Genomic DNA, 15,962 nt, shown 5'->3' on the forward strand with positions numbered 1-15,962 from the left:
AAAATTATGCGTAAAGTTGTTCCAAACGCGCATGTGCACGCTCAATGGCTGCTTTCACTTGAGCAGGCGCGGTGCCACCAATGTGATTACGGGCATTCACCGAAGCTTCAAGAGTTAGGGCTTTTTCAAATACGTCTGCTTGAATCAGGTCAGAGAACTGTTGCAGTTGTTCGAGTGTCAATTCAGACAGGTCTTTAGATTCTTGTACACCGAGTGCAACCGCTTTACCTACAATCTCGTGCGCATCACGGAATGCAACGCCGTTTTTCACCAGGTAATCAGCTAGGTCAGTCGCAGTTGAGAAACCACGCAGCGCTGCTTCGCGCATTTCAGCAATGTTTGGAACCAGTGCAGGAATCATGTCAGCAAATGCCATGAGTGAACCACGAACTGTATCGATCGCATCGAACAATGGCTCTTTATCTTCCTGATTGTCTTTGTTATAGGCTAGAGGCTGGCCTTTCATTAAAGTCAGCAGGCTCATCAAATCGCCATAGACACGGCCGGTTTTACCACGTACCAGTTCAGGCACATCCGGATTTTTCTTCTGCGGCATGATTGAAGAGCCAGTACAGAAGCGATCTGGAATATTCACGAATTTGAACTGTGCAGATGTCCATAGAATCAGTTCTTCAGACATACGTGATAAATGCATCATAATTAAAGATGCAGCGGCATTAAATTCAATCGCAAAGTCACGATCCGATACTGCATCCAGCGAGTTTTCAGCAACAGCTTCAAAACCTAGCAGTTCAGCAGTATAAGCACGGTCGATTGGATAAGTAGTACCTGCAAGTGCAGCAGAACCAAGCGGCATACGGTTGACACGCTTACGGCAATCAATCAGACGCTCTGAATCACGTACCAGCATTTCAAACCAAGCCATCAAATGGTGACCAAAAGTCACTGGCTGAGCGGTTTGCAAGTGGGTAAAGCCCGGCATGATGGTGTCGGTGTTTTTAGCCGCTAAGCTTAAAATACCTTTTTGTAATTTTTTCAGTAATTCCAGGATGCTATCGATTTCATCGCGTACATAAAGACGGATATCTGTAGCCACCTGGTCATTACGGCTACGACCGGTATGCAGTTTCTTGCCGGTAATGCCGATACGTTGAGTCAGGCGTGACTCAATGTTCATGTGGACATCTTCTAAATCAATGCGCCATTCAAAGTTGCCTGCTTCAATATCGGCTTGAATCGCTGTCAGACCTTCAATAATGTCATCGCGTTCTTGCGCGGTCAGTACGCCCACTTTTGCCAGCATGGTTGCATGGGCAATCGAGCCTGCAATATCTTGTTTATAAAAACGTTGGTCAAATTGAACAGATGCTGTAAATTCAGCAACAAAAGCATCAGTCGCTTCAGAGAAACGACCGCCCCACATACCCGAAGTCTGGGCGTGTGATGGATTAGAGGAATTAGAAGATGTGGTCATGTCGGCTCAATCAGATTAAAAGCAGTAGAACGAAAAAGAGTATAACAAATTCAAAGCCCATTGCCGAAGTCACATCTGCTCAATCTTTCGCATCGATGAACGAACAAACGCAAAATTCCTATTTTTTTAGCCAGATCGGCAATTCACGCTATTTGCTGGAACTGTTTGCTGGCGGCAATATTCTGGCCATGATTCTAGCGCTTGCAGAAGCACAATCCTGGCAGGCTTTAAATGGGATGCGCCTGCTGCAATATATGCTGTATATCAACTGGGTACTGTTATGTTTTGCAGCATTGGTCGAGCTGTTCCATCAGGCCTTTCAGCGTATGGGCATTAAACTGGCGTTAATTTCCGGATTTCTGCTGTTACAGGCAATTGTACTGCTGACCACAGTGAACCTGAATATTTTGATACATTTCGGGCAGAATTTTAATTTTCAGGATTTAAACCTGGCGATTGCGCTAGATCAGGTTGGATTCCATTTAAGTCTGGGGATTTTGCTGGGAACTTTCTGTTTTCGTTATCTTTACTTGCGTGAGCAATGGGAGCAGCAGCAACATAGCGAGCTGAATGCTAGAATTCAGGCCATGCAGGCGCGGATTCAACCGCATTTTCTGTTTAATAGTATGAACAGTGTGATCAGCCTGATCAGTATTGATCCAGATAAAGCCGAGCACATGCTGCTGAATTTGTCACGGTTATTTCGTGCCAGTTTTCAGGAATTAAAACTGGTCAGCCTGCAGGAGGAAATTGATCTGTGCCAGCGTTATCTGGAGATTGAGCAGATCCGTCTAGGTGAGCGTTTGCAGGTTGAATGGAAGTTAGAAAACAAAGACTTATACTCACAAGTTCAAATTCCATTATTAACTTTACAACCCTTGTTAGAAAATAGTATTTTCCATGGAGTTGAAAAAATTCTTACAAAGAGTACCATAAGCATATTGGTTGAAATATTGCAAAATCAAATTAATATCATCATAACGAACCCTTATGCACAGGATAATAAAACTTTAAAAAAGGGACATGGTATTGCAATAGAAAATGTCAGACAGCGTCTGCAAGCTTATTATGGACCCAGTGTGACTTTTCAAACCTTTGCCGGCGAAGGGATGTTTACGACGGTAGTGCGATATCAATATAAATAAAAATAAATCAAAGAAATCGCAGTTAGCTTTATCATTCATCTGATGATGTTAACTGGGTAAGGAGGAGAAATGGACATCCTGATTTGTGATGATGAGCCTTTAGCCGTCAAGCGTTTATCACGTTTGGTCTCTCAACTGGGGCATGATGTGGTGGCGACAGCAAGCCATGGCCGTCAAGCGATTGATCTGGCTCACCAATACGAACCCGATGTCATCCTATTAGATATTCAAATGCCTGAAATGAACGGACTGGCTTGTGCGCAACATTTGCGTCAACTGGATCCAATGCCGGCGATTGTCTTTTGTACGGCCTATGACCAACATGCGCTGGATGCATTTAAATCAAATGCCGAAGGCTATTTGCTTAAACCGGTGATGCAACAGGAATTGGCACAGGTTTTAGAGCACTTAACTAAACTTACCCAAGCTCAAATGAGCCAACTAAAACAAAAAGAAAATATGGACGAAATCAATATCAGCCGCCAGCAGATTGCGGCAAAGACCTATCGTGGTGTCGAATTGGTGCCAGTTGAAAATATCTATTATTTTCTGGCGGATCAGAAATATGTCACTGTGCGTCATAAAAACGGCAGTGTATTGATTGATGAAACCTTAAAGGAGTTAGAGCAGGAGTTTGGGAACCAGTTTATCCGGATTCATCGTAATGCCTTGATCTCGGTGCATTATCTGGACGGTCTGGAAGTGGTGAGTTCTGGTCAGTATCAGGTACGTTGTCGTGAGCTGGACGACCGTTTGGCGGTCAGTCGGCGACATTTACCATTTTTACGAGATCGAATTCAAAAGCTTTAGCAGGGGATGAATGAGAGCATTCAGTTGAAACTTGTATAAATTCACTTGCATTTTCAAGTGAGCAGGTTAAGTTTAGACTATTGTTCTCATTTACTGTTATTGAAATTTATGAAGACCCTAAAAATTGCAACTCGACAAAGTCCACTTGCGCTTTGGCAAGCGGAACATATCCGTGCGCGCCTACAAGATTTGCACGCTGGTTTGCAGGTCGAGTTAGTCACTTTTGTTACACAGGGCGATAAAATTCTAGATACACCACTGGCTAAAATTGGTGGAAAAGGACTGTTTGTAAAAGAATTAGAAGCCGCTTTACTGGATAGTCGTGCGGATCTGGCCGTGCATTCCATGAAAGATGTTCCGATGGCCTTGCCCAAAGGTCTGAGTCTGGCGGTGATCTGTGAACGTGAAGATCCCTTAGATGCTTTTGTGTCGAATACCTACACTAGTTTTGAAGAATTACCACAAGGCGCCAAAGTCGGAACCTCAAGCTTGCGCCGTAAAACTCAGATTTTAAAACAGCGTCCAGATCTGGATATTATCGATTTACGCGGTAATGTCGGCACGCGCTTGTCCAAACTGGATGCAGGCCATTATGATGCGATTATTCTGGCCAGTGCCGGTTTAAAACGCTTGGGTCTGGCAGAACGTATTCGTCATACGCTAACGCCTGAAGTCAGTCTACCGGCCGTGGGTCAAGGTGCGCTAGGTTTGGAATGCCGTACTCATGATCAGATGGTGCTGGACTTGATTCAGCCACTCCTGCATGCAGATACAAATGCATGCGTACGTGCTGAACGTGCTTTTAATGCCTATTTAGAAGGCGGATGTCAGGTACCGATTGCCGGTTATGCCACGCTCAAAGAGGGTGTGATTTCAATCGAAGGCCGTGTAGGCAGTGTCGATGGAACGGTTTTGCTCCGGGCACAGCACACTGGAAAAATGGCAGATGCAGAGCAATTGGGTGTGAAGCTGGCAAAAGACTTGCTTGATCAAGGTGCTGGCGAGTTGCTGAAAGCACTCTATTCACACTGATGTTATTGATTAATACTCGCCCCAGTGATCGTGCTGCAGGCTTGACTCAACAGTTACAGGCAGCACAGGTGTCTGTTCTGCAATTGCCCTTGCTCGAACTGCATGCCATGCCTTATTCCGATGAGCTGTCGAGTTTGTATCAGCAGCTGGAGCAAGCACAGATTATTGTGGTGGTCAGTCCGACGGCCGCTCAGATTGGCATGCAATATTTACAACAGGCGGGTATTAAGCTCTCGGCCTTGGCGCAGGTGCATTGGGTGTCAGTGGGAAAAGCCACTGAACAGGCACTGGCGAGCTATGGCATTCATAGTCATGTGCCTGAGGTCGAAACTTCGGAAGGCATGCTGCAATTGCCTGTGTTGAAGCAATTGGCTTCTGGTTCATGTGTGGCTTTCTGGCGCGGAGAAGGTGGTCGTCAATTTATGATGGATCATTTACGTGCCAGCAATATTAAAGTTTTAAACTTTATTTTGTACCGGCGGCAATGTCCTGAAACGACGGCAACGATTTTGGCAGAGAACTTGTCGCTGCTTAAGAGGCAGCAGCGTTTTGCAGTTCTGATCACTAGTGAGGCAAGCTGGTTAAACTGGCTGGCAATTATGCAGGATAGTGCAGAGTTCATACAGCAAGCCTGTTATTTGGTTTTGGGGCCACGTTTGGCCACTATTCTTGGGGAATATCAACAGCAGCATCAGGCAAGTTTTCAATTCGTACAAGTCGATGATTTAGAGGCAAATACGATCTTGCAGAAAATGAGGCTGATATTAGGGAACGCATGAAGAAACTATTCATTGTAGTGTTCATCTTGAGTATGGCGTGGCTCATCAAGCTTAGCTATGACTTTCATGTTCTGAATACAGCACAGACTGAATTCAATCAAAGCATCAATCAGTTACAGCAGCAAAATGCCAATCTCAATGATCAGTTCGTGGCTTTAAAACGCCAGATTTCTGCTCAGCAGGAAAGTGCTAGGGCTACTTCAGCAAAAGCGCCAGTAAGTGAAGCGGTAGCTAATGAAACACAGAATGATATTGCCTTAGTACAGCAACATCTGGATCTGATCGAATTTGCACTGCAACAGCAACAATACGCCACTGCGATTGAGAAATTAACTCAGTTATCTAATGAGCTGGATGATTATATTTTAGCGCCTGCCTTGGTCAGCAGTTTGCAGCAAGTGATTGCGAAAGATCAGGACATGCTGAAAAAATTCGTGAATAGTCGATTAGTGCAGCAAAATAAAGTAAAAGAACTCTTGGTGCAGATGGATGCTGAAATTGAAAAAGAAATTCAGACACCACATCGTCAGCGTCCAGAAACTCAACGCTCTTTCTGGCAGCGCTGGATTCAGATTGAATCCGCAGATCAGCCAAGCACAGTCTTGATGCAACGGCATCTGGTACTGAAAGAGGCCCAGTTGCGCTTGCTCATCGCACAAAATACCTTGCAAAAAGACCAATCCGTCGCTTTTCAGCAAGCACTGAATGCCGTGATTGAAGTCTTGGAGCAATTGCCGGATGCACAGAGCCAAAAATGGATTCAGCAATTGAATCAAATCAAGGCCACCCCGATTACTCCGATTCCATTATTAAACACACGCACCCTAGTGGGCTAATTGCTTATGAAACAGATTCTGCTGGCCTATTTATTTGTCTGCTTACTTGGCATTGCGGTGCTGAGTATCCTGAGTTATGGACATGGGGCTGGCTATGTCTATCTGTATTGGCGCGAGTGGCAGTTACAAACCACCCTCTGGTTTTTGGCCGCATCCTTGGTCAGTGTAAGTTTTTTGATGCATTGCATCTGGTATGCGATCAAGCAGTATCGCAGCCGTGAACAGCGTAAAACTGAAACAGTCTTTAGTTTTTCCCGCTTGCACCCTTATGAACAATTGGCAGTCATCTGGTTATTAAACGCTGCTCAGGATCAGCGGGATTTTATTCAGCAGTCTTTCACCAAGTCGGGTTTACTCAAGCATATTATTGATGCACGTTTATCTTGGGGACAACAGCAATATACCCATGCATTAACTGCTTTAAACCAATCCAATCCCATGGCATTTGAATTGGCAGAATTGCAACGGATTGAAATTTATTTATCACAACAGCAAGGTGAACAAGCACTTACCCATTTGGAGTTTTTAAATCAGCATGAATTATCACCTTGGTTAATGCAGGTTAAAACAGCCTATGAGCAGCGCCTTGTTGCATTATGGGGGGTATTTGCCATGCAGTTTCCCTGGTTATATTTACGTTCGACCCAATATGGGCATTTAGACCAAGAAGTAAAAAAAACATGGCTTGAACAATTATTATTAGCCTATGACCAAGCCACACAGGACGATTTATTTTATTTACAGCAACGTTATTTAGATTTAAAACCGCAAATATTTGATCGTGACTATTCGGTCAAATTATTATGGTTGAAATTATTATTTAGAATGCCAGAAATGAGTGCCGAGCATGAAGTGCTTGCGATTCATTTAATGGAACAGCAATTTAATCAGGATGTATTTTATTTGTGGTTCCAACAACAGTTATTGCGTCAAAACCCGGATTATGATGCGATTGCACAACAGATTTCGCACTGGGAAACCAAGTATCCGGCATTACCGGTTTTAAGCTTTGCGAAATGGCATGTGTTGCAAGCCACAGGCTATACAGATCAAGCCCAGCAACTACTTGACTTGTATCCGGATGATATTCGTATGAGTTATTTAAGAATTAAAGCTGCCTTACAAGATCGGGAGGACTTGCTACAGCAGTTAAATGCAGTATTTGAATCGAATGTAAACTTTATAGAAATTAAGACTTGAGAATAATAATGTCAGAATTAAAACAATATCCAGTTATTTATGAACAAACAGTCGCATGGGGTGATATGGATGCCTTTGGACATGTCAATAATGCCATGTATTACCGTTATGTCGAAAGTGCGCGTCTGGCTTATCTAGGGATATTAGATATACATAATGAACCGGTATTTACGGTAGTGTCTTCAAATCAGTGCCGTTATTTAAAACCTGTGGTTTTTCCTGATCATTTAAAAGTGGCAGCACGTATTGAAGAAATTTGAAATAGTGCAGTTAGAATGCAATATCTATTATGGAGTGAAAAACAGCAAAGTATTGTGGCTACTTCAGAAGCAGTGATTGTCTGTGTCGATAAAAAGACCATGCAGAAAACAGAAATTCCGGAACATATTCGCGAAAAAATCAAAGCGCTTGAATTAAGTGTTCAACATGAAATTTAAAAATGAATGAAGCATTTTATTTTGTAATTTTTTTTAAACTTTATTGTTATTGCTTTAAGTTTTTATATTGAATGTTTTATTTAATATAAATATGATGGGGCTATTATTTAACAAAACGAATAATATTATTTTTCGGAGAGCATTATGCCAGATATTACGCATTTATCAGTAGAAGAGTTAAAACGTTTACAAGCAGAAGCAGAATCGCTGATTGCTTCAAAAAAAGATCAAGAGATTGAAGATGCTTATCAGCAAATTTTGGCAGTTGCTGAGAAAGTTGGTATGACAGTTGAACAGTTACTTGAATTTGGTGCGTCTAAACGTAAGAAATCGTCACGTAAGTCGGTTGAACCGCGTTACCGTAGCAAAAGCAATCCGGACGATACCTGGACTGGCCGTGGTAAACAGCCGCGCTGGTTGGTGGCTGAATTGGAAAAAGGCGCAAAGCTGGACGATTTCCTGATCTAAGCTGCCATTTGATCTAGTCATTAGGCTGTCATACAGACAGTCTATGATCATTAAACCAAGCATACCTGCTTGGTTTTTTTATATCTATGAATTGGCGTTGGCAGAAAAGTGTGCATAATGTGTGGGTATAAGGGGAAAATTATAAATGGGGATTTGGACTTGAGCGATTGGTCGTGGTGGGGATGAGCAGTAAACCGAAAACTTTAAGATGGTTGATCCTTGCTCTTGTTGCATTTTTTATTTTTGTCGTATTACAAGTGCCAGCGGCCTGGTTAATTTCAAAATTTTATAAAAATAACCAGACTTTGCATAATGTAAACGGAAATATCTGGCAGGGAAGTGCGGACTGGAAAAAAGGCAATCTTCGGGGCAGTCTGAACTGGAAAGTACGGCCGCTGGATTTGCTGTTGCTGCGAGTTGGGGCACATGTGGATTTACATAGTGGCAATACCCAGCTTTCCGGGATCATGGCTTATGGTCTGAATAAATCTTTGAATGTCAAAAATCTTGAAGGGCAGGTCGCGCCTGAAACCTTAAAAAAAGTTGCAGACTGGCAATGGCCGAGTACTGCGATTCAGTTTAAAGATCTGGATTTTAAATATAAAAAAGATCAGGGTTTCAGTCAGGTGGCTGGGCAAATGCAATGGGCGGGTGGTGAGCTGATTTATACATTTGCTCAGCGTCAGGAACGCATGAATGTACCCGCCATGACTGGACAACTCGCAGATGAAAGTGGACAGCTGTTAGTTGATGTTCGAGATAGTCGCGATCAACGCATGCTGAATATCAAGCTTGATCCGAGTCTGATGCTGGATATCCAGCTCACCCAGCGCTTTTTAATGAATGCACCTTCTTATGAAGGTAAAGCCGGATTAGATACCTATGTGATCAGTACCCGCCAACCCTTAATGGGAGGCTTGAATTGATGACAGTTTCTCTGAATGATTTAAAAAATATTGAACTGAAACAGCTCAATCGTGCTGCACCTATGGTTTTGTTACTGCTCATCCTGTATCTATGCTGGAAGCTGGCGGCTTTGTTCTGGTTACTGATTGCTCCACCCCAAGCCATGCAGCTGGATCGGGTTGAATTGGGTTCGCAACAGCCGCAAATTCCGAATATCGGTGCATTTTCACTGTTTCAGGAAGTTGGGCAGTCTGTGGGTGCTATTGAAACTACCAATATCATTTTACAAGGGGTGGTGGTTGCCAGTCCAAGTTATAACTCTTCTGCGGTACTGAAAATTAATGATCAGGTCGATCGTTACCGTGTCGGGGAAATGCTGGCCAATAGCGGTTTTAAGTTGGCTGAGGTGTATTGGGATCGGGTTATTCTGCGTCGATCCACAGGTGCTACTCAGGAAGTCTTATTTAAAGGTCTGGAAAATGGCTTGAATCAACCGATTGTGCCGGAAACATCAGCATCTTCAAGTTCAATGCCTGCTATGCCTTCTAATAGTGGTATGCCTGAGCAGCCTTCGCCACAGAATGAAATTGGTCGGGCCATCCAGCAGATGCAGGAAAACAAGGACCAGTATTTACAGAATATGGGGGTTAGTGCAGCAGATGGTAGTTATGAAGTAACTTCACGGACGCCGGCTGCATTGCGTAATCGCCTGGGTTTAAGACCGGGCGACCGGATTTTGTCTTTAAATGGCCAGACGCTGAGCCAGGGACAGACCGAAGCACAATTACTGGAACAGGCCCGGCGTGAAGGTCAGGTCAAACTCGAAATAAAACGTGGTGATCAGGTGATGACCATACAACAAGATTTGAAGTGATGTGTCATCACGCATAGGGTTAGGAAACACGAAAGTTTATGGCTTTATTTAATAATAATCGATCAGCATGGGCATTCTGTGTGGCCGCACCGTTAATGGCCATGGTCAGTACGGCGAGTTATGCACAAACCTGGAAAATTAACCTTCGAGATGCTGACTTAACTGCATTCATTAATGAAGTGGCCGATATTACCGGCAAAAACTTTGCAGTCGATCCGCGGGTACGTGGCAACGTAACAGTCATTTCCAATAAAGCCCTGAATAAAAATGAAGTCTATGACCTGTTTTTAGGCGTACTGAATGTCAACGGTGTGGTGGCAATTCCTTCGGGGAATACCATCAAGCTGGTTCCGGACAGCAATGTCAAAAGCTCAGGCATTCCCTATGATGCCAGAAGCCGCGCCAGTGGTGACCAGATTGTGACCCGGGTGTTATGGTTGGAAAATACCAATCCGAATGATCTAATTCCTGCATTACGTCCCTTGATGCCGCAGTTTGCGCATCTAGCGGCGGTGCCGGGTACAAATGCTTTAATTGTGTCGGATCGTGCCAGTAATATTTACCAGTTGGAAACCATTATTCGCAATCTGGATGGTACCGGTCAAAATGATATTGAAGCGGTAAGCTTACAATCCAGTCAGGCCGAAGAAATGATTGGACTGATCGAGTCCATGACTGCCACCGGCGGTGCTAAAGACGTTCGCGGTTCGCGGGTGCGGGTGATTGCAGATACCCGTACTAACCGGATTATCATCAAAGGTGATCCCACGACGCGCAAACGGGTGCGTCAAGTAATCGAAACCTTGGATGTACCGGCTGCGGATCGTTTGGGTGGATTAAAAGTTTTTCGTCTGAAATATGCCAGCGCTAAAAATCTTGCGGAAATCTTGCAGGGTTTGGTAAGCGGGCAGGTGGTGAACAGTAATTCAAATTCGAGTAGTACATCCTCGAACTCGTCTTCGCTCAGTTCTAGTAGCAATTTAAATAACAACAATACCAGCACAGGTTCAAGTAGCAACACCTCTTCAGGCATTCAGCTGAATAGCGGCATGAATAATGAGCAGGGCGGAATTACCAGCTTTAATAGCAATGGCGTCAGTATTATTGCCGATACCACACAAAATTCTCTGGTGGTGAAAGCAGATCCACAACTGATGCGGGAAATTGAATCGGCAATTGACCAGCTGGATATCCGTCGTCAACAGGTGCTGATCGAAGCCGCGATTATTGAAGTGGAAGGAACCGATGCGGATCAACTCGGTGTGCAATGGGCCTTGGGTGATATCAGCAGTGGGATTGGGCTGGTGAACTTCGATAATTTTGGGACTAGTCTGAAAAATATTGCGGCCGGTTATCTCACCGGTGGTGGTGCAGGTGCTGCAAGTGCCGTGGGCGCGGGCAGTTCACTGGTACTCGGTGATTATCGTGAAGGCAGTGATGGTTCCCGTCGTCTGTATGGTGCGATGATTCAGGCACTCAAAGAAACCACTAAATCCAACCTGTTGTCTACGCCGTCGATTGTGACCATGGATAATGAAGAAGCTTATATTGTGGTGGGTGAAAACGTACCTTTTGTGACAGGCTCAGTGTCTACAGGTGCTGCTGGAGTTGCTAATCCCTATACCACCATTGAACGCAAGGATGTCGGGGTCACTTTAAAGGTGGTCCCGCATATTGGCGAAGATGGTACGGTACGCCTGGAAGTGGAACAGGAAGTTTCTGATGTCAAGGCCAGTAAAGGGCAGGCACAGGATCTGGTCACCAGCAAGCGAGCGATCAAAACCTCAATTCTGGCCGAACATGGACAAACCATTGTCCTTGGTGGTTTGATCTCAGATAACACCAGTTATGGGCGTCAGGCTGTACCTGGTCTGGGTGCGATTCCAGGCTTGGGACGTTTATTCCGTTCAGAAGGTAAGTCCAATCAGAAGCGTAACTTATTGATCTTTATCCATCCAACTATTGTGGGGGATAAAAATGCAGTGCGTAAACTGACCCAACAACGCTATAGTCAGCTATATAGTCTGCAACTCGCACTCGATTCGGACGGGAACTTTGCCAAGCTGCCAGAAAGTGTTGAAGATGTGTATCAACAGCGAATTCCAGTATCCAGAACGCCATTGCAAAACTCGACTTATCAAACTGTGCCGACCGCACCCGTTCAGGCGCAGCCAGCCAATGTAGTTGTTACGCCGGTAGCGATAGAACCAGTGATTCAGCGACAAGTGGTAGAACCCGTCCAACAGGTAGAAAAAAGTAAAAATACCGTTACAACAACCACACTTAGACCCAAAAGCTAAGTCATTCGCATTTGCAGACAGCATGTTATGATAATGTCAAAGAGAACAGAGAAGTAACTTTCATGACTTGGAAAATACACGCGATTACAGGCGACTTAACAGGACAGGAAATTAGCATTGACCGTGACATGCTGGTGGGGCGTCATCAGGCGGCAGATATCGTGTTACAGGCTGCGGAAATCTCCCGTAAACATGCGGCATTTTTACTAAAGGATGATGCGCTCTGGGTGCAGGATTTGGGTTCATCGAATGGCACTTTCGTCAATGATGTGCAGATTGCGCAAGAAACCTTATTAAAGCAGGATGACATTGTTCAGTTTGCCAGCTTGAAATTTTCAGTAATGGCGCCTGCGGCTGCAGTAGAGGTTCCAGCAGAAATTGAAGCAACGGCAGAAAAAGTCGTGGAACAGGTCGAAGTCGCTGAGCCTACACCTGCACAGCAAATGAATGATCAGGGAATGCCGGAACTGAAACATCGTGATGCTACGGTACAATTAACCCGTGATGGCATGCCAACCAATGTCGGTATTCCAAAACCGGCACCTATTCCGGAAGGCGTGGACATTAATGCGGTAAAACCAGAGCCTACCCCAATTCCGGTTGAGCAGCCTGTATCACGTGTAGAACAGGAAAAAGAAACCCAGAAAAATGTATCTGTAGGTTTGATTTCAGTGATTGTGCTGATTATTTTGGCAATTATGGCTTGGTTGTTGTTCAAATAAGCTGATGATTGGTTACAATCAAGGCATGCATAGCGCATGCCTTTTTTGTGGCTGCGCACATTATAAAAGAGGGTCGGGATGTCTATTGCACAATTAGAAAAGCGCGAACTGATCTTGTTTGATCTGGATGGTACCTTGGTGGATTCAGCACATGATCTGTATCGCGCCATGAATATGAGCCTGAATGTGCTGCAATTGCCTCTGGTGACTGAAGAGCAGGTACGGACCTGGGTAGGTAAGGGCACGTCGATATTCTGTGAAAGTGTACTCCAGCATCTGGTGGGTGAAGTCACACCGGCACAGCATCAGGAACTCTTAACGACTTTTCTGGATATCTATAATGTCGATCCCTGCGTCGATACCGTTCCTTTTCCGGGAATCCTGAAATTTCTGGACTGGGCTAAAGCCCAAGGTAAAACCCTGATTTGTGTGACCAATAAGCCTGAACTTCCTGCCCGCAGCATTTTAGATACCTTGGATATGGCTCATTATTTTGCCGATACCATTGGTGGCGACCGTTTTACTGAACGTAAGCCGCACCCACGCCAGTTGTTGCACTGTGTCGAACATTATAAGGTGAGCAAAGAACAGGTCTTGCTCATTGGCGATTCTTCCAATGATGTTGAAGCCGCACGCCGCGCCGGGATTGATTGTGTTGTGGTCAGCTATGGCTATAATCATGGTGAAAATATTGCAGATTGTCAGCCGCAGCAGATTGTGGATGATCTTAGAGAATTACTTGCCTAATACGTGTACTAAGGAAAGAAAATGAATAGTTGTAAGGTTTTTCGATGGCGTCGCTCAGTTCAATTCTATTTACATACTGAGTAACCCTAATTTAAAGAGAAAAACCGCATGACCACTCAAGCACAATTCCAGCAACTTGCTGCACAAGGCTATAATCTCATTCCTGTTTATCGTCAGCGTCTGGCAGATACCGATACACCACTTTCTATTTTTGCACGCCTTAAACAGCATCAGCAGGCTTATTTATTTGAATCCGTAGAAGGCGGAGAGAACTGGGCACGCTATTCGATTATTGGACTAGGTGAATCTACTGTATTTTCCTGCAATGCAGGCGAACTGACGGTACAGCATGCAGATGCTTCAATTGAAAAACAGCACTGTGCTGATCCATTTCAATATATCCGTGATTTTCAGGCGCAATTTAAGGTGCCTACCCAGGTAGAATTGCCGGACTTGCCGAGTTTTACTGGTGGATTAGTTGGTTACTTTGGTTACGACGCTGTGCGTTATATCGAGCCGAAGTTAAAAAATGTGCCTGAAGCAGATCCGGTTGGTTTACCCGATATCTGGCTGATGCTGTCTAAAACCGTCATCGTGTTTGATAATTTAAAAGACACCTTGTTCCTGATCGTACATGCTGATGCCACTGCTCCGGGTTCTTATGAAAAAGCACATGAACAATTAAATGAATTGGAAAATATTCTGGCCACGCCCATCAGCCTTAAAGCTGAAAAACATACGCCGCCATATTTTGAGTCCCTCACCGGACATGACAACTTCATTGCTTCGGTCGAAAAGGTCAAAGAGTATATTCGTGCCGGTGATGTAATGCAGGTGGTGCCGGGGCACCGGATGGTCTCTGATTTCGATGGTGATCCGCTACAAGTGTATCGTGCGCTGCGTCATCTCAATCCATCACCGTATTTGTTCCTGGTGCAAGGGCAGACCTTGGAAAACAACACGCCATTCCATATTGTCGGTTCTTCACCGGAAATTCTGTCCCGTCTGGAAAATGGAATTGCCACAGTTCGTCCATTAGCGGGGACCCGTCCACGCGGCAAAACCAAAGAAGAAGATCTGGCGCTTGAGCAAGACTTATTGTCTGATGAAAAAGAAATTGCTGAACATGTCATGCTGATTGACTTGGGACGTAATGATGTAGGGCGTATCGCAAAAATTGGCAAAGTGCAGGTGACTGATCAAATGGTGATCGAACGTTATTCGCATGTGATGCATATTGTCTCCAATGTGCAGGGTGAAGTGCGTGATGATGTCGATGCTCTGGATGTTTTTAAAGCAACTTTCCCTGCTGGTACACTTTCAGGTGCGCCAAAAATCCGTGCCATGGAAATTATTGACGAAGTTGAGCCGGTAAAACGTGGAATTTTTGGTGGTGCTGTTGGTTATTTAGGCTGGCATGGCGAAATGGACATGTCGATTGCGATTCGTACCTGTGTCATTCGCGAAAATAAGGTCTATGTGCAGGCCGGAGCAGGGCTAGTTGCCGACTCAAATCCTGAATCTGAGTGGAATGAAACCCAAATAAAAGCTCGCGCAGTGATCAAAGCGGTTGAATTATCATCAAATGGTTTGATTTTATGAGTTTTTGACGTTTTTTTTGAAAAAAACACTTGCAAGGATTCTGAGTTTTGCTAAACTGCACACCGTTCCGATACGAAACGTACGAAACACTAAGAAACGCCGGCATAGCTCAGTTGGTAGAGCAACTGACTTGTAATCAGTAGGTCCACAGTTCGAATCCGTGTGCCGGCACCATCTTAGAAGTTTGGTAGTGTGAAGTAAAGAATAGCACTGATGTAAGTGTAAAAAATGGTGAGGTTCCCGAGCGGTCAAAGGGGGCGGACTGTAACTCCGCTACGAAAGTTTCGAAGGTTCGAATCCTTCCCTCACCACCAATTTTAAGACTTCAATAAGTGGTTTGTACCAACATCGTGCGGGAGTAGCTCAGTTGGTAGAGCGGTAGCCTTCCAAGCTACATGTCGCGAGTTCGACCCTCGTCTCCCGCTCCATTGAAGTACTAATATTTGCTCTTATAGCTCAGTGGTAGAGCACTCCCTTGGTAAGGGAGAGGTCTCGAGTTCAAATCTCGATAAGAGCTCCAGATTACAGTTTAGCAACTTTGTTGCAAAGAAATTCCAAAAGCAGGCTATTTAGTCTGCTTTTCAAGTATTTGGTGTTCGGTTTTTTTAAACGATATGTCGGAGCTGGGTTTTACTCAGAATTGTGTTCGACGTAAACGAGGAAGATTAA

14 protein-coding genes, 4 tRNA genes and 1 pseudogene are annotated in these 15,962 nt (G+C 44.5%); 18 read left to right on the top strand and 1 reads right to left on the bottom strand.

Going from position 1 to position 15,962, the window contains the following annotated elements; genetic code table 11:
• Positions 1 to 4: 4 nt before the first annotated feature.
• Entirely contained in the window at positions 5 to 1,435 is a 1,431-nt protein-coding gene (argH, locus tag Q9R21_RS07585) for an argininosuccinate lyase (RefSeq protein WP_253146627.1), read from the bottom strand.
• Between argH and Q9R21_RS07590 the strand changes: the two genes are divergently transcribed.
• The 18 genes and pseudogenes from Q9R21_RS07590 (at position 1,426) to Q9R21_RS07675 (ending at position 15,813) form a co-directional block, all read left to right on the top strand.
• The gene (locus tag Q9R21_RS07590) at positions 1,426 to 2,580 is read left to right on the top strand and encodes a histidine kinase (RefSeq protein WP_311204057.1); all 1,155 of its coding nucleotides are present in this window, start codon (positions 1,426 to 1,428) and stop codon (positions 2,578 to 2,580) included. The two genes, argH and Q9R21_RS07590, sit on opposite strands and share 10 nt — an antisense overlap.
• A 69-nt stretch (positions 2,581 to 2,649) precedes the next feature.
• On the top strand, positions 2,650 to 3,390 hold the full coding sequence (locus Q9R21_RS07595; protein WP_311204058.1) for a LytTR family DNA-binding domain-containing protein: 741 nt from the start codon (positions 2,650 to 2,652) through the stop codon (positions 3,388 to 3,390).
• Positions 3,391 to 3,498: 108 nt separating this feature from the next.
• A complete protein-coding gene (gene hemC / locus Q9R21_RS07600) occupies positions 3,499 to 4,422 on the top strand; it encodes a hydroxymethylbilane synthase (protein ID WP_311204059.1) in 924 nt (307 codons plus the stop codon).
• A complete protein-coding gene (locus tag Q9R21_RS07605; protein ID WP_311204060.1) occupies positions 4,422 to 5,201 on the top strand; it encodes a uroporphyrinogen-III synthase in 780 nt (259 codons plus the stop codon). Before hemC ends, Q9R21_RS07605 begins: the two co-directional genes overlap by 1 nt.
• A complete protein-coding gene (locus Q9R21_RS07610; RefSeq protein WP_311204061.1) occupies positions 5,198 to 6,037 on the top strand; it encodes a hypothetical protein in 840 nt (279 codons plus the stop codon). Before Q9R21_RS07605 ends, Q9R21_RS07610 begins: the two co-directional genes overlap by 4 nt.
• A gap of 6 nt (positions 6,038 to 6,043) precedes the next feature.
• Positions 6,044 to 7,237 carry a heme biosynthesis protein HemY gene (locus Q9R21_RS07615; RefSeq protein ID WP_191112945.1) on the top strand — a complete coding sequence of 398 codons (1,194 nt, stop codon included), beginning with the start codon at positions 6,044 to 6,046 and terminating at the stop codon, positions 7,235 to 7,237.
• Between the two features lie 8 nt (positions 7,238 to 7,245).
• A pseudogene (locus tag Q9R21_RS07620) lies at positions 7,246 to 7,674 on the top strand (acyl-CoA thioesterase).
• Positions 7,675 to 7,815: 141 nt separating this feature from the next.
• Positions 7,816 to 8,142, top strand: a complete 327-nt coding sequence (locus Q9R21_RS07625) for an H-NS family nucleoid-associated regulatory protein (protein WP_026055760.1) — start codon at positions 7,816 to 7,818, stop codon at positions 8,140 to 8,142.
• Positions 8,143 to 8,324: 182 nt separating this feature from the next.
• Positions 8,325 to 9,068, top strand: coding sequence for a type II secretion system protein N (gene gspN / locus Q9R21_RS07630; RefSeq protein WP_311204062.1), 744 nt, complete (start codon positions 8,325 to 8,327; stop codon positions 9,066 to 9,068).
• Positions 9,068 to 9,922, top strand: a complete 855-nt coding sequence (locus Q9R21_RS07635; RefSeq protein ID WP_311204066.1) for a type II secretion system protein N — start codon at positions 9,068 to 9,070, stop codon at positions 9,920 to 9,922. The genes gspN and Q9R21_RS07635 overlap by 1 nt, the downstream gene beginning before the upstream one ends.
• Before the next feature lie 38 nt (positions 9,923 to 9,960).
• Entirely contained in the window at positions 9,961 to 12,222 is a 2,262-nt protein-coding gene (gene gspD, locus Q9R21_RS07640; RefSeq protein ID WP_311204063.1) for a type II secretion system secretin GspD, read from the top strand.
• Between the two features lie 62 nt (positions 12,223 to 12,284).
• On the top strand, positions 12,285 to 12,944 hold the full coding sequence (locus Q9R21_RS07645) for an FHA domain-containing protein (RefSeq protein WP_004729299.1): 660 nt from the start codon (positions 12,285 to 12,287) through the stop codon (positions 12,942 to 12,944).
• A gap of 78 nt (positions 12,945 to 13,022) precedes the next feature.
• On the top strand, positions 13,023 to 13,691 hold the full coding sequence (locus tag Q9R21_RS07650) for a phosphoglycolate phosphatase (protein WP_086044201.1): 669 nt from the start codon (positions 13,023 to 13,025) through the stop codon (positions 13,689 to 13,691).
• Between the two features lie 108 nt (positions 13,692 to 13,799).
• Entirely contained in the window at positions 13,800 to 15,293 is a 1,494-nt protein-coding gene (trpE, locus tag Q9R21_RS07655; RefSeq protein ID WP_311204064.1) for an anthranilate synthase component I, read from the top strand.
• 98 nt (positions 15,294 to 15,391) lie between these two features.
• A tRNA-Thr gene (locus tag Q9R21_RS07660) sits at positions 15,392 to 15,467 on the top strand.
• Between the two features lie 56 nt (positions 15,468 to 15,523).
• Positions 15,524 to 15,607: transfer RNA gene (locus Q9R21_RS07665), tRNA-Tyr, on the top strand.
• A 38-nt stretch (positions 15,608 to 15,645) separates the two neighbouring features.
• Positions 15,646 to 15,721 (top strand) — tRNA-Gly (locus Q9R21_RS07670).
• 17 nt (positions 15,722 to 15,738) lie between these two features.
• Positions 15,739 to 15,813 (top strand) — tRNA-Thr (locus tag Q9R21_RS07675).
• Positions 15,814 to 15,962: the final 149 nt, after the last annotated feature.

Source organism: Acinetobacter sp. RG5, from assembly GCF_031844265.1.
GTDB lineage: Bacteria > Pseudomonadota > Gammaproteobacteria > Pseudomonadales > Moraxellaceae > Acinetobacter.